12 protein-coding genes and 1 tRNA gene are annotated in these 13,015 nt (G+C 62.7%); 4 read left to right on the top strand and 9 right to left on the bottom strand.

The genetic code is table 11. The features are described 5' to 3' along the window. Positions 1–4: 4 nt before the first annotated feature. Together PQR54_RS37515 and PQR54_RS37510 are read left to right on the top strand one after the other, a co-directional pair. Complete coding sequence (locus PQR54_RS37515; protein ID WP_408254955.1) at positions 5–1,060, top strand: permease; 1,056 nt, start codon at positions 5–7, stop codon at positions 1,058–1,060. A gap of 3 nt (positions 1,061–1,063) precedes the next feature. Next, complete coding sequence (locus PQR54_RS37510; RefSeq protein ID WP_012428369.1) at positions 1,064–1,198, top strand: hypothetical protein; 135 nt, start codon at positions 1,064–1,066, stop codon at positions 1,196–1,198. A gap of 120 nt (positions 1,199–1,318) precedes the next feature. Here PQR54_RS37510 and dhaK read toward each other — a convergent pair whose 3' ends face one another. From dhaK to PQR54_RS37465, 9 genes are all read right to left on the bottom strand, one after another. Further along, on the bottom strand, positions 1,319–3,022 hold the full coding sequence (gene dhaK / locus PQR54_RS37505; RefSeq protein ID WP_408254953.1) for a dihydroxyacetone kinase subunit DhaK: 1,704 nt from the start codon (positions 3,020–3,022) through the stop codon (positions 1,319–1,321). A 295-nt stretch (positions 3,023–3,317) separates the two neighbouring features. After that, positions 3,318–3,394 (bottom strand) — tRNA-Val (locus tag PQR54_RS37500). A gap of 32 nt (positions 3,395–3,426) precedes the next feature. Next, the gene (locus PQR54_RS37495; protein WP_408254951.1) at positions 3,427–4,950 is read right to left on the bottom strand and encodes a M81 family metallopeptidase; all 1,524 of its coding nucleotides are present in this window, start codon (positions 4,948–4,950) and stop codon (positions 3,427–3,429) included. Further along, positions 4,947–6,227 (bottom strand): Zn-dependent hydrolase, encoded by a 1,281-nt coding sequence (locus PQR54_RS37490; RefSeq protein WP_408254949.1) that lies wholly within the window; start codon positions 6,225–6,227, stop codon positions 4,947–4,949. The genes PQR54_RS37495 and PQR54_RS37490 overlap by 4 nt, the downstream gene beginning before the upstream one ends. Positions 6,228–6,260: 33 nt before the next feature. Continuing rightward, positions 6,261–6,962, bottom strand: coding sequence for an ABC transporter ATP-binding protein (locus tag PQR54_RS37485; RefSeq protein ID WP_408254947.1), 702 nt, complete (start codon positions 6,960–6,962; stop codon positions 6,261–6,263). Further along, a complete protein-coding gene (locus tag PQR54_RS37480) occupies positions 6,959–7,726 on the bottom strand; it encodes an ABC transporter ATP-binding protein (protein ID WP_408254945.1) in 768 nt (255 codons plus the stop codon). Before PQR54_RS37480 ends, PQR54_RS37485 begins: the two co-directional genes overlap by 4 nt. After that, the gene (locus PQR54_RS37475) at positions 7,723–8,778 is read right to left on the bottom strand and encodes a branched-chain amino acid ABC transporter permease (RefSeq protein WP_408254943.1); all 1,056 of its coding nucleotides are present in this window, start codon (positions 8,776–8,778) and stop codon (positions 7,723–7,725) included. The genes PQR54_RS37480 and PQR54_RS37475 overlap by 4 nt, the downstream gene beginning before the upstream one ends. After that, complete coding sequence (locus PQR54_RS37470; protein WP_106314729.1) at positions 8,775–9,635, bottom strand: branched-chain amino acid ABC transporter permease; 861 nt, start codon at positions 9,633–9,635, stop codon at positions 8,775–8,777. Before PQR54_RS37470 ends, PQR54_RS37475 begins: the two co-directional genes overlap by 4 nt. A gap of 85 nt (positions 9,636–9,720) precedes the next feature. Next, complete coding sequence (locus PQR54_RS37465) at positions 9,721–10,929, bottom strand: ABC transporter substrate-binding protein (RefSeq protein WP_408254941.1); 1,209 nt, start codon at positions 10,927–10,929, stop codon at positions 9,721–9,723. Between the two features lie 276 nt (positions 10,930–11,205). Between PQR54_RS37465 and PQR54_RS37460 the strand changes: the two genes are divergently transcribed. Further along, positions 11,206–12,054, top strand: a complete 849-nt coding sequence (locus PQR54_RS37460) for a FadR/GntR family transcriptional regulator (protein ID WP_408255028.1) — start codon at positions 11,206–11,208, stop codon at positions 12,052–12,054. Positions 12,055–12,455: 401 nt separating this feature from the next. Continuing rightward, positions 12,456–12,920: a hypothetical protein gene (locus tag PQR54_RS37455; protein ID WP_408254939.1), complete on the top strand. Its 465-nt coding sequence runs from the start codon at positions 12,456–12,458 to the stop codon at positions 12,918–12,920. Positions 12,921–13,015 lie beyond the last annotated feature (95 nt).

Below are 13,015 nucleotides of genomic sequence, written 5' to 3'. Positions count from 1 at the left end.
CACTATGCAATCAACCCTTCGACAACCACGAGTCGCGCTAGGCTGGATCGTCTTTCTGCTGATCGCCGTGGTCGGCCTCTTTTATGTGAAGTGGTTCCCGTACTACAACCGCGCGTTCGTGGCCGCGAGCCAGCATTCCATCGGCAAGTCGATCCTGATGGGCACGTCGTCGAGCGCGCCGGCGGCGTCGTGGCAGTCGGCCATTGACTACGCCCTCGCCTACGGCAAAGCCATCTGGCAAGCCATGGTGCTCGGGCTGCTGCTCGGCTCTGCGGTGCAGGCGCTGATTCCGCCGCAATGGGTCGCGCGCGCGCTCGGCCGCACCGATTTCAGCAGCGTGGTGAAGGGTGGCTTGCTGTCGTTGCCGGGCATGATGTGCACGTGCTGCGCCGCGCCGGTGGTGGCGGGTTTACGGGCGCGTCAGGCGGCGCCGGGCGCGGCGATCGCATTCTGGCTCGGCAATACCGCCTTGAATCCGGCTACGCTGATCTTCATGGGCTTCGTGCTTGGCTGGCAGTGGATGGGCCTGCGCCTCGCCTTGGGCATCGTGATGGTGTTCGGCCTCGGGTACCTGGTGAACCGCATGGTGACGCCGAAGGAAGCCGAAGCGTCGCGCGAAGCGATGGCGCAACTGGTTGCCGGCGATGTGCCCGGCACCGCTTTCGCACGCTGGGTGAAAATCCTCGGCACGATGACGCTGCGGCTCGTTCCCGAATATATCGTGCTCGTGCTGATTCTCGGCGCGGCGCGCACGTGGCTGTTTCCGCACGTCGGACCGGAGATCGACAACAGCCTGCTGTGGATCGTCGCGCTGGCCATCGCCGGTACGCTGTTCGTGATTCCAACCGCGGGCGAAGTGCCGATCATCCAGGCCATGCTCTCGTTCGGCATGGCGGCCGGCCCGGCAGGCGCGTTGCTGATGACGCTGCCGCTGATCAGCGTACCGTCCATGGCCATGCTCGGACGCTCGTTTCCGCGGCGCGTGCTGACGGTCGTGGCGTTGGCCGTCGTGGTGTGCGGCGTGGTCAGCGGATTGTTGGCGGTAGCCTTGGGGTTTTGACGCATGAAGCGTATTGCCGCATTTGCCTTGACGTGCTGGTCGGCGGCCGGCCTGCTTTACTTCGGACAGCATTCGGTCGCGCTGATCGTGGTGAGCGGTGTGGTTACGCTGGCGGGGTTCGATCTGCTTCGTCCGTGACCGCGCGCTGACGTGAAAGTGTGAGCCTTGGCGCTCTGCTCGCGCGGCTAACAGCGTGGAACCCCTGTTCCGCCGTTAGCCGTTTTCATTTCGGGCAACCGAGCGTTTGCGCTGACTCGCTTACTTCTTCAGCGCCTCGCGAATCGCAGCAAGCCACAACGCCACCGCATGCGCGCCAGGATCCACGTGACCTAGCGCGCGATTGCCGACATAACTCGAACGCCCACGCCGTGGATGCATCGACGCCGTTTGCGATGTGCCTGCGGTGGCCGCGTCGACGGCCGCTTGCAATGCGGCATCCCATGCATCCTGGCGTGCGAGAGCGGATTGCAACGCATCGGCGGCCGGCTTCAATGCATCGACCATCGTGCGATCGCCCGGATGCGCACCGCCCAGTTCCATCAAACCGTCGACACCCGCGCTGAACGCCGCCGCCCATTCTTTCGGCGTCGATCCACCTGACTGCTCGAGCGCGACCGCCGCGCGCACCAGCATCACCGCGTAAAGCGGGCCCGACGTGCCGCCGACCACGCGCCGCAGCGTCGCCGACATGCTGCGCAATACGGCGCCGGGTGTCGTTTCAGCCGGATAGCCATCGATCTCGTGAAGCACCGCGCGCGCACCACGCGAAAGACTGATGCCGAGATCGCCGTCGCCGACGCGTTGATCCATGTCCGTCAACGTCGGCTCCGCTTTCAACAGGCACGCGCAAACAGCTTCGATCGCGCGGCGCAACGTCGCTTCGCGCGACAGCGTCGCACCGCTTGAGCGCTCCGGCTCGGCAGGCGCAGGGCGCACGGAAACCTGCGCGACGCGGCCGCTCAGCACGGGCCACGCGCTGGTGTGCGTGGCGGCGTCGAGCCATGCGAGCCGTTCGTCGTCCACGCGCAGCAGCGTCAGCGAGATGCCGGCCATTTCCAGCGCGCTCAGGAACGTGCCGGCCCACGCGCGTTCAACCTTGATCCCGCGCTCCGCCAGATGACGCAGCGCGGAACCGGCCACAATACTCAATTCGCTCGAAGGCGTGCCGCCCAGATTGTTCACCAGCAACGCCACCCGTTCACCGGTTTGCAACGACAGGTCCCCGACGATCTTCGCCAGCAGCTTCTCGACGATCGCGTCAGCGGGTTCCAGCGCGCCACGCTCTACTCCCGGTTCGCCGTGAATGCCGAGTCCCCATTCGATCTCGCCGTCTGCCAGTTCGAAGCCCGGCTTGCCCGCGGCCGGCACCGTGCATGCGGTGAGAGCGACGCCCATGGTGCCGAGCGAAGCCGCGACGTCACGCGCGATCCGCGCGACTTCCGTCAACGGGCGTCCCGCTGCGGCAGCCGCGCCCGCAATCTTGTGAACCAGCACGGTCCCCGCCAACCCGCGACGGCCCGCGTGATCGCCGCTTGCCGTCAGCGCGACGTCATCGGCGACGATCACCATTTCCGTGGGGATGCCTTCGGCGCGCGCAATCTCCGCCGCGAGGCCGAAGTTGAAACGGTCGCCCGTGTAGTTCTTCACGATCAGCAGTGCACCCGCGGCGCCGGCCACCGCGCGGATCGCATCGAGCACGGCGTCGGTGGACGGCGACGTGAAGACTTCACCCGCGACCGCCGCGCTCAGCATGCCGGCGCCCACATAGCCGCCGTGCGCGGGCTCGTGACCCGAGCCGCCACCCGAAATCAGCGCGACTTCGCCGCGCGCCGCAGCGGCCTCGGCATCCGCGCGCACGACGATCGTGCCGCCTTGCAGCAGGGAGAGATTGGGGTTGAGCGCCGCGAGTCCGTCGAGCATGTCCGGAACGACCGCGGAGACCTCGTTGATGAGCTTCTTCATTGCGTCAGCTTCCTTTCAAGCTGCCCGCGCCTGCGTCGCGCGCTGACGGCAGTTTAATCAGTGGCGAAACCGGAAGGCTTAACTGTACCGCGCATTGGCAAATGACGACACGATACGGTGACGCTGGACGTACAAAGGCATCCATGGCGAACGCGTGACGCTACGTCTAACTCAGGCTAATTCGGAGAGGAGAAACCAGCGGGACAGAGCGACGCACTGAGCAGTGCGCCGAGGTGATGCGAGAACCTGACAGTAGACGAAAGCGAAGCCGCTTTCGTCTACGTCACGGATGCGTTGGTAGGCTCGATTGGATTCGAACCAACGACCCCCACCATGTCAAGGTGGTGCTCTAACCAACTGAGCTACGAGCCTTTAGAGGCGCGAATTATAGAGAACCCGCACGCTCAGCACAAGCCCTTGACGGCACTTCTGTCGATTCCATTCGTTAATGCCCACTCGGTCTGCGTATCGAGCGGATAAAGCGGCCGCTTCACCTGCTTGAAAGCGAACAGGCCGTAATCCGAACTCGTCACGCCGCGGCTATCGCATTCCACCAGCGCCGCCGCAATGGGCACGAACACCGGGCGGCAGTACATACGCGATTTGAGCAACAGGAAACGCGCGCGACGCGGATCGACGCCGACACTCTCGAACACGCCGAGGTCCCACGGTTCATGCGTGCGCTCGGTCATCACGAGTTTGACGGCGCCCGTGTCGAGGACCGCGGCACGTCCCATGAAAGCGCGCTGGCCGGTGTACGTCGGGCCGCTGATCACGTACTCGCCGTCGGTCAGCGCGCGCACCACGCCGGTCACGGCGAGCGGCGGACGCGGCTTGAGCGCATCGCTCGCGACCTTGTTGCCGATGGTCACCGTCACCGTGCTGCCGACGCCCGCCGACATCAACGCCGCGACCGCTTGCGGATCGCACAACGGCCCACTCACGATGCCTTCGAGCTTCTGCGTCAAGGCTTCTTCGAGCAGATCCATCGTGTCGCACGTGCCACCCGACATGCAGTTGTCGCCGTGATCGAGCAGGAGCACGGGCTTGCTGGCGTCCACTGCGAGCGCGGCGGCTTGCGCGACAGATTCAGCGAGCGGCGCGCTGCGATACACGAAGTCTTCGCGCTCGTTCCAGATCTGCCGCGCGATGCGTTCCGCGACCGCTTCGGCTTGCTCTAGATCGCCGCCGCCCACCACCACGACGCTGATGCAGGGTGCCTCGATATCGGCGAGCGAGAAGCCGGACAGCACCGACACCGCGAGCATGCCGTCGGCCTCGGCCGCGCGCGCGGCGTCGACGGCGCGCTTCATCGCGCCTTCGGCGGTCGCGCTGCGCAGCGTGTGCGTGAGCAGCGGCGGCTGGCGCCAGGCGATCACAGGCTTCGCCTTGCCGTGAATCAGGTCGAACATCAGCCGCGCCGCGTGCGCGCCGGTCTCGTACATATCGACGTGCGGATAGGTCTTGAAGCTGACGATCACATCGGCGTTGTCGATCATCTTTTGCGTGACGTTGCCGTGCAAGTCGAGCGCGACCGCTATCGGCGCGTCCGGCAGCAGCGCGCGCACGCGCTCGAGCAAATCGCCCTCGCCGTCGTTCGAATTCTCAGCGACCATCGCGCCGTGCAGATCCAGCATGACGGCGTCGCAACCCGCGGCGGCCGACACGATCGCCTCGCAGATCGCATCGTAAGCAGCGGCCTCGACGGGCCCGCTCGGATTCGCCGACGCCGACACGGGCGTCACGATGTCGGCATGCTCACGTTCGGCGGCGTCGATGAACGCTGCCATCGCCGTCTGCATGCCTTTGTTGTCGTTGAACGCGTCTTCACCGTAGCTCGGCCCGTGACGGCCGAATGCCGCCAACGGCGTGGCCACCGGAGAAAACGTGTTGGTCTCGTGATTCATCCGCGCGATGAGGATCTTCATGCGTCCGCTCTCCCCGCTTTGTGCGCGGCGTTCAGCATGGCCTGCAACAGCACGTTGCAACCGGCTTCGAGATGATCCGCGCGCGCGTCTTCGATTTCGTTGTGGCTGATGCCGTCTTTGCACGGCACGAAGATCATCGCCGCGGGCGCGACTCTCGCGAGATAGACGGCGTCGTGGCCGGCGCCGCTGATCACGTCCATCGACGAGAAGCCGAGCGTGTCCGCGCCCTGCTTCACGGCGCCGACCAGTTCAGCGGCGAACGGTTGCGGCGGGAAATACACCACCTGCTCGACGTTCACCGTGATGCCGGTTTTCTCGCCCGCTGCGGAGCATGCGGCGCGCAATGCGCTATCCATTGCGGTGAGCGTGGCGTCGTCGGCGGCGCGCAGATCGACGGTGAGTGTCACGCGGCCTGGAATCACATTGCGTGAGTTCGGATGCACGTCGAGCCAGCCGACCGTGCCGCGACCGTGAGGCGCGTGATCCAGCGCAGTGCGGTTGACCGCGTGAATCAGATCGGCGGCGACGAGCAGCGCGTCGCGACGCAGTTCCATCGGCGTCGGGCCGGCGTGCGCCTCCATGCCGTGCACCGTCACGTCGTACCAGCGTTGGCCGAGCGCGCCTTGCACCACGCCGATTGTTTTGTCGTGTGCTTCCAGCACGGGGCCTTGTTCGATATGCGCTTCGAAATAAGCGCCTACCGCATGTGGTTTTGTGATTTCACCGGCATATCCGATCCGAGACAGCGCGTCGCGTACCGTGATGCCCTCACGATCGTGTTGTTCAAGCGCATGCTCCAAGGTGAACGCACCGGCGAACACGCCGGAACCCATCATCACCGGCACGAAACGCGAGCCCTCTTCATTCGTCCACACCGCGACTTCCAGCGGCGCGAGCGTCTGCACGTTGGCGTCATTTAGTGTGCGCAGAACTTCGAGTCCCGCGAGCACGCCGTAATTGCCGTCGAATTTGCCACCGGTCGGCTGGGTGTCGATGTGGCTGCCGGTCATCACTGGCGGCAGATCCTCGCGCAAACCGGCGCGGCGCGCAAAGATATTGCCGATTGCGTCCACGCGCACGCTGCAGCCGATCTCCTTCGTCCACGCGATAAAAAGATCACGCGCCTCGCGGTCCAACTCCGTAAGTGCGAGCCGACAAACACCACCTTTCTCGGTGGCGCCGATTCGCGCGAGTTGCATGAGACTGTCCCAGAGCCGCGCGCCATCGACTCGCAGATCGGCAAACGTCGCGACGGTTGTTGATTCATGAACTTGCATCGATGCTTCCTCGTGTTGAAGACTAAGTGCGCGTCAGACCACGCCGACGCCGAGATAACGGTCCTTGATCGAGTCGTCCGCCGCAAACGACGCGTTGTCGCCCGAATAAACGATCACGCCCTGTTCGATGATGTAGTGGCGATCCGCGAGTTGCGTGCACACTTCGAGATTCTGCTCGACCAGCAGAATCGCCACGCCGGCCTCGCGGATCAGCTTGAGCTGCGCGACGATTTCTTCGACGATCACCGGCGCGAGGCCTTCGACAGGTTCATCAAGCATCAGCAAACGCGGGTGATTCATCAGCGCGCGGCCGATTGCAAGCATCTGCTGTTCGCCGCCGGACAGCTGCGCGCCTCCATTCGTGCGCCGTTCCTTTAAGCGCGGAAAAATGCGGTAGATGTCGTCGAGTTGCCATGGCGAATCTTTGCGCGCACCGAGCCGCAAGTTTTCTTCTACAGTGAGCAGACGAAAGATGCCGCGATGCTCGGGCACGAAACAAACGCCCCGCGATGCGATCTTGTGCGGCGGCATGCCGCTGATCTTGACGCCGTTGAACGTGACCGTGCCGCGCTGCGGCGTGACGACGCCCGCAATCGCTTTCAGCGTGGTCGATTTGCCGGCGCCGTTGCGGCCCAATAGCGTGACCGTTTCACCATCGTCGATCTGCAGGGATACGCCTTGCAGAATGTGGCTCTTGCCATAGAAACCGTGAATCTGCTGCACGTCGAGAATCATGCGCGGCCTCCGGTGATCATGTTGCCGAGATAGGCGCTGCGTACGCGCTCGTCGCCGCGAATGTCGTCGGGACGCCCTTCCACCAGCACGCGCCCTTGCTGCATGACGGTGATCGTGTCGGAAATGTCCATCACGATGCCCATGTTGTGTTCGATCAGCACGACGGTGTAATCGTCGCGCAGGCCGCGAATCAGCTGCTTCATGTCGTCGAGGTCGTCGATACCCATGCCTGAGGTCGGCTCGTCGAGAAAGATAGCCTTGGGCCGCGCGGCGAGCGCCATGCCGACTTCTAACCGCCGCTGCTGGCCGTGCGAAAGCGCGCTTGCCGATACCTCGCTGAAACGCTGCAACACGAGCCGTTCGAGCACGCTATCGACGACGTCCGCATGCGTGAGCGCACCGTGCGGCGGCGTCCACGCATTCAACGCGCGCACTGCGTCGACACCTTGCGCGGCAAGCCGCAGATTTTCTCGCACGCTCAGATTGGCGAACAGGCTCGTCACCTGAAACGAACGCGCGACGCCGCGCCGTACGCGTTTATGATCCGGCTCGCGCGTGACATCGTGGCCGTCGAAAACGATCTTGCCTTCGGTGATTGGCAGCGTGCCGGTCAACACGTGAAAGAGCGTGGTTTTGCCCGCGCCGTTCGGTCCGATCACGGAATGCACCGTGCGCGGCATGATGTTCAAGGTGACGTCGGAAAGCGCGGTGAATTTGCCGTAGCGCTTCACCACGCCGCTCGCTTGCAGAATGGCTTCGCTCATACGGACTCCTTGTCTGCGTCGTTGCCTGCACCCGCGGATGATTTACGGCGCAGCGATTGCCAGATGCGTTCGCCCAATCCCCATAGACCGCGCTGCATGTACAGGCTGACGGCGATCAGCACAATGCCGAGCAGCAAGAGCCAGCGCGGCCACAACGTGGAGAGCCAGTCGGCGAACAGCACATAGAACGCAGCGCCCAATACGGAGGCGAACAGATTGCCTGTGCCGCCGATCACCGTCATCACGAGGATCATTTCGCTCGTGTGATAGTCGATGTTGGAGAGCGGCGCGATGCCGGTCATCAGCGCGTGCAACGCGCCCGCGAGACCCGTGACCGCGCCGGAGATCACGAACGCCATCAGTTTGAAGCGTTTGACGTCGTAACCTACCGCAGCCGCGCGTGCTTCGTTGTCGCGAATCGCCAGCAACGTACGGCCGAATACGGAGTGCGAGACGCGCATCAACAGCCAGAACACCACGAGGAACAACACCGCGACGAAACCGTAGTATTGCCAGGGCGAGGTCAACGGCACGATCGTTTTGCCGAACAGTCCCAACGCCGGGCGTGGGATGTCGAGCAAGCCGTTGTCGCCGCCTGTCAGATCGGGCGTGGTGTAGGCGAGGAAGTAGAACAGTTGGCCGAACGCGAGCGTCAGCATGACGAAGTACGTGCCGCGCTGGCGAATCGAAAACCAGCCGACGAGTGCTGCGGCCGCCGCGCCGATGACAGCGGACGCAAGTAAGGCCACGGGCACTGGCAGCCCTGTCTTGGTCAGGACCAGCCCCGCGCAATAGCTGCCTAGCCCGAAGAAAATGCCCTGCCCGAATGAGAGCAAACCTGTGTGGCCTAACAGCAAATTGCAACCGAGTGCGGCGAGTGCGAACACCAGCACTTCTGTGGCCAGTGATCCTGAGCGTAACGTGAGCGGCAAAATGCACACGACGAGCAGCGCAAGCAACAGAAAGCGATAACGGTGTAATGAATGCTTCAGGCTCGAATGAGTCTTCGTGGAAGAGGCACTCTGCACGATTGGTTTTGAAGTATCGATCATGCCGCTCTCCCGAGCAGACCGTTCGGTCGCAGCAATAGAACAGCGGCCATCGCGACGTAGATCATCAATCGCGCGCCTTCCGGCCACAGGGTGCTCATCACGCTTTGGACGATTCCCACCAGCAGTCCGCCGACCAGCGCGCCAAGGAAATTCCCCATTCCGCCGACCACCACCACGACGAACGCGACGCTCAGCGCTTCGATACCCATGAACGGATCGACGCCGCGAATCGGCGCGGCAAGAACACCCGCTAACGCGGCCGTTGCGGCGCCGAGCGCGAACACGAGGCTGAAAACACGTAACACGTTGATGCCGAGCAGCGAAACCATCTCCGTCGATTCGCTGCCCGCACGCACCGCGCTGCCGAGTCGCGTGCCTTCCAGCACCCACCACAAAAGCGCGGCCAGTACCGCCGTGAAGCCGATCACGAAGAGACGGTACTTCGGATACACGAAGCTGCCCCAGATCACCACGCCGTTCAGCACGTCGGGCACAGCCACGTTATCGCCGAGCGGCCCCCAGATCAGGATCGCGCATTCCTGCACGACGAGCGCGAGACCAACGGTCACGAGAATATGAAACTCATGCTGCTGCGCATAGACGTGCCGCAGAATCAGTTTCTCGACGACCCACGCAAGCGCGCCCACGACGATTGGCACGACTACAAGTGCGGTCCAGAAACTCATGGACCATTGCATCGCCTGATAGCAGAAGTACGCGCCGAGCAGATAGAACGCGCCGTGCGCAAAGTTCACGAAGCGCAGCAGGCCAAACACGATCGACAAGCCGACCGCGAGCAGGAAATACAGCATTCCCACTCCGATGCCGTTGACGATCTGCAGGAGATAAACGTTCATGGCGTCCGTCTAAAGGGTGGTGCGATGGGGAATCGCGATGCAGTGCTGTGATCTGCGCGCCGCGCTTGCACGCGGCATTCAGGCGTCAGGCCATCTTGCAGCCGGTTTTGTCGAGCGGCAGGAACGATTGGCCGGAGCTCACGATATCCGCGTAGTCGTCGGCGTTTTTCATCTTGTTCTTCGCCTTGCCTTTCAACAGATAATAGTTCTTCAGCACCTGATGGTCGCCTTTGCGGACTTCTTCCGGGCCGGTCAAACCATCGTATTTCATGCCTTCGAGTGCGGCGACCACTTTCTTCGGGTCGACGTTGCCTGCTTTCACGATGCCGTCGAGCAGGATCTTCGTGCAGATATACGAACCTGCGAGGCTGTAGTTAGGGTTTGCCTTGAATGCTGTATTCGCGCGTTTGACGAGATCGCGGTTCAGCGGCGAATCGATGCCGTGCCAATACTGTGCGCCGAAATAGACGCCTTCGCACAGGTCCGCACCGAGCGATTCGAATTGCTCGAGTCCGGACGCCCAGGCCATCAGAATCGTGCAATTATTCTTCATGCCGAAGCTCACGGCCTGGCGCAATGTATCGGACGATTGCGAGCCGAAGTTGAGAATCAGCAGCACGTCAGGCTTCGCTGCAACAGCGTTCGTCAGATAGCCGCTGAACTCTTTCTCGTTGAGCGAGTGGTAGCTGTTGCCTACATGTTCGATCCCCTTCTCTTTGAAGATCGTCTTCGCGGCCGAGAGCAAACCGTCGCCGAACACGTATTGCGGCGTAATGGTGTACCAGCGTTTGGCTTTGGGCATCATCTGGATCAGCGGACGCACCGTCTGCTCGATTGCGCCGTAGGTCGGCACCGACCAGCGGAATGTCGCCTCGTTGCAGTCCTTGCCGGTGATTTCGTCCGCGCCGGCCGTCGTGATGAAAATGCCGCCGGCCTTCTGGACTTCCTTGCCCATTGCCAATGCTTCGGAGGACAGAATACCGCCGGCAAAGAACCGCGCGTTCTTCTGTTGCGCGATTTCCTGCACCCGGCGCACAGCGGTAGCGGGCTTGCCTTCCGTGTCGAGCACCGTGTATGCGAGCGGCTGACCCAACACTTTGCCGTACTGCTCGATAGCGAGTTTCATGCCGAGGTCGGCGTATTTGCCGTTCGCCGCGAATGGACCCGACATCGGCACCGGACAGGCGAACTGCAAGGTGCCGGCCTGCGCGAACGCGCTTCGCGCGACCAGCGAGCCCAACGTCCCCGGAACGGCCGACAACGCGGCCAGCTTCAACATATTTCGGCGATTCAAAATGACGCTCCTTAGGAAAGAGACACGCACTGACCGACTACGAAACTGCACGCATTACGCGAGCGACTACTTGATCTTGCTGGCCGCCGTGAAGTTTTCTACCGCATCGGCTTTGTTCTATTTATCATGATAAATAGGTTGGACTTGATCGTAGGTACAATAAATTCTGGTGTCAATAAGGCAAAATTCCTGGGCGGCATCGAAACGGCCTTCCGGGCTGCGACAGCGCCCGGGGATCGATCGACGATCGTGCAGGACGAACTGGGAGCATCGAATATGGCCATGGACCGCGCCAAGGCTGGCGCCGCGATTGAGATCAAGCAGCAGAAACGCGGCGATCTGGTCGCGGAGGAAATCAAGCGGCTCATCACCGAGAAAGACCTGAAGCCAGGCGACCGGCTGCCGCGCGAAGTGGAGCTGCAGCAGCTCTTTTCGGTGAGCAAAAGCACGATCCGCGAGGCGTTGAAATCGCTCGAGGTGCAAGGGCTTATCAAAGTGACCACCGGGCCGAGCGGCGGCGGTATGGTGGTGGAGGTGCCGCTCGATCGCACGTTGCAGCTTCTGCAGAACTACCTGTTCTTCAAGGACGTTTCGATCGACGACATCTACACCGTGCGCAAACTGCTGGAGCCCGAGCTTGCGGCGGGGGCCGTGCCGCATCTGACGGAGCAGGACTTCGAAGCGCTCGACGCGAGCATTGCGTGCTGTGATCAACCGGCTTCGTCACATGGCGGGAAGGACATCGTGCGGCAGCGTCAGGAAGACGTGAATTTCCACGATATCCTCGCGGCGGCGAATCCGAACCCGTTCCTGCGCTTCAGTTGTGAGCTGATCAATGAAATGATCCGGCAGCTCATCGAGTTTCGTAACGACACGCCGCAAGCGGAGCATGAGCGGTTCGGTCAGGCGAACGTCAAGATTCACAAAGCGATTACGAAGGCTGCGCGTGAGCGTGATGTGGAGAAGGTGCGGGAGTTGATGGTGATCCACATGACCGAGGCGCCGCGCTATGTGAAGCGGATGAAGGGGAAGCTGCGTGGACGTTTGATCCTGGATTCGGAGATTCGTCGGCGGGTGCGGGCGCGAAGTGTGGCGCCGGCTTCGGAGGAGGGCGAGGTTGGGTGAGGTGGGGGTTGATCGGGCTGTGCGTGGGTTGATAGTCGAGGGTCGAGGGCGGTTTCGTTTGGGTCGGTGTGTTGCCTCGCGGATACAGGTCATCTTCTCTGATGAAGAGACGCAAATGGTTTGACGCGTATGGCATACAACCGAAGTTGCGACGCGGTCGCAGTAGCGGCACCGCGGGGTTCGAGGTTCTGGTGAGTGAAATGCCTCCGGCATGAAGGAAGATTGAAAGGCATCGCGCCCTCAGGTCCGAAGGACGTATGCGCCAGACTCCGCGTGGGAGTGGTGGCGAAGGCCGCCAGACGGGCTTCCCGGCGGTCCTCCCATGGCGTGCACAAAGAGGGCTCAATCTTTTACGAGCCGCGCCGTTATTGCATCTGCACAGGCATAAACATTGGACCTTCATGGCACAACCTATTCCGTTATCCCGCCACACTGGCGCTGCGCGTGCGCGGCATGCCAAGGCCATGCTGCTGCCGATCGCCCGGCAAACCGCCGACGACCTCGCGCTGCGGGTCCATCTGGCGCTCGACGCCTTGCGCCGTGGCGCCGGCAGCATGAGCGACGCGCAAACGCTCACGCAGATCATGCTGCTGACGGGCTTTCTTGCGGAATCGGGGTTTGGCTCGGCGACCGGTGAACAGCTGGGAGCGGCGGAACGTGCGGTGTCGGCAGTGTTCGACATCGGCCGCGAGACCGGCAAGTGGGCATTGGACGGTACGGGCTTCGCGCTTTTTGCGACGATCGCAACGACTTACGACCGGCAGTTGCATAGCGCGCCCCTCTGGGCGATCACTGATGCGAGTGAACGACTCGATCGATTTACCGCTGGTGTGCCGTACCAGACTCCGGTGCGTAAGCGGGCTTAGCCGGATTTCACGATGAGGGGCGGCGAGGGAAACCTCGTCGACAAGTTTCTGGCAATCGATGGGCTCGGTGCGCAGTGCGGGTAAGCCGCGAAGGG

The sequence above is a fragment of the Paraburkholderia phytofirmans genome (assembly GCF_046028095.1).
Lineage (GTDB): Bacteria > Pseudomonadota > Gammaproteobacteria > Burkholderiales > Burkholderiaceae > Paraburkholderia > Paraburkholderia phytofirmans_A.
This window is presented reverse-complemented; position numbering and strand designations above follow the sequence as displayed.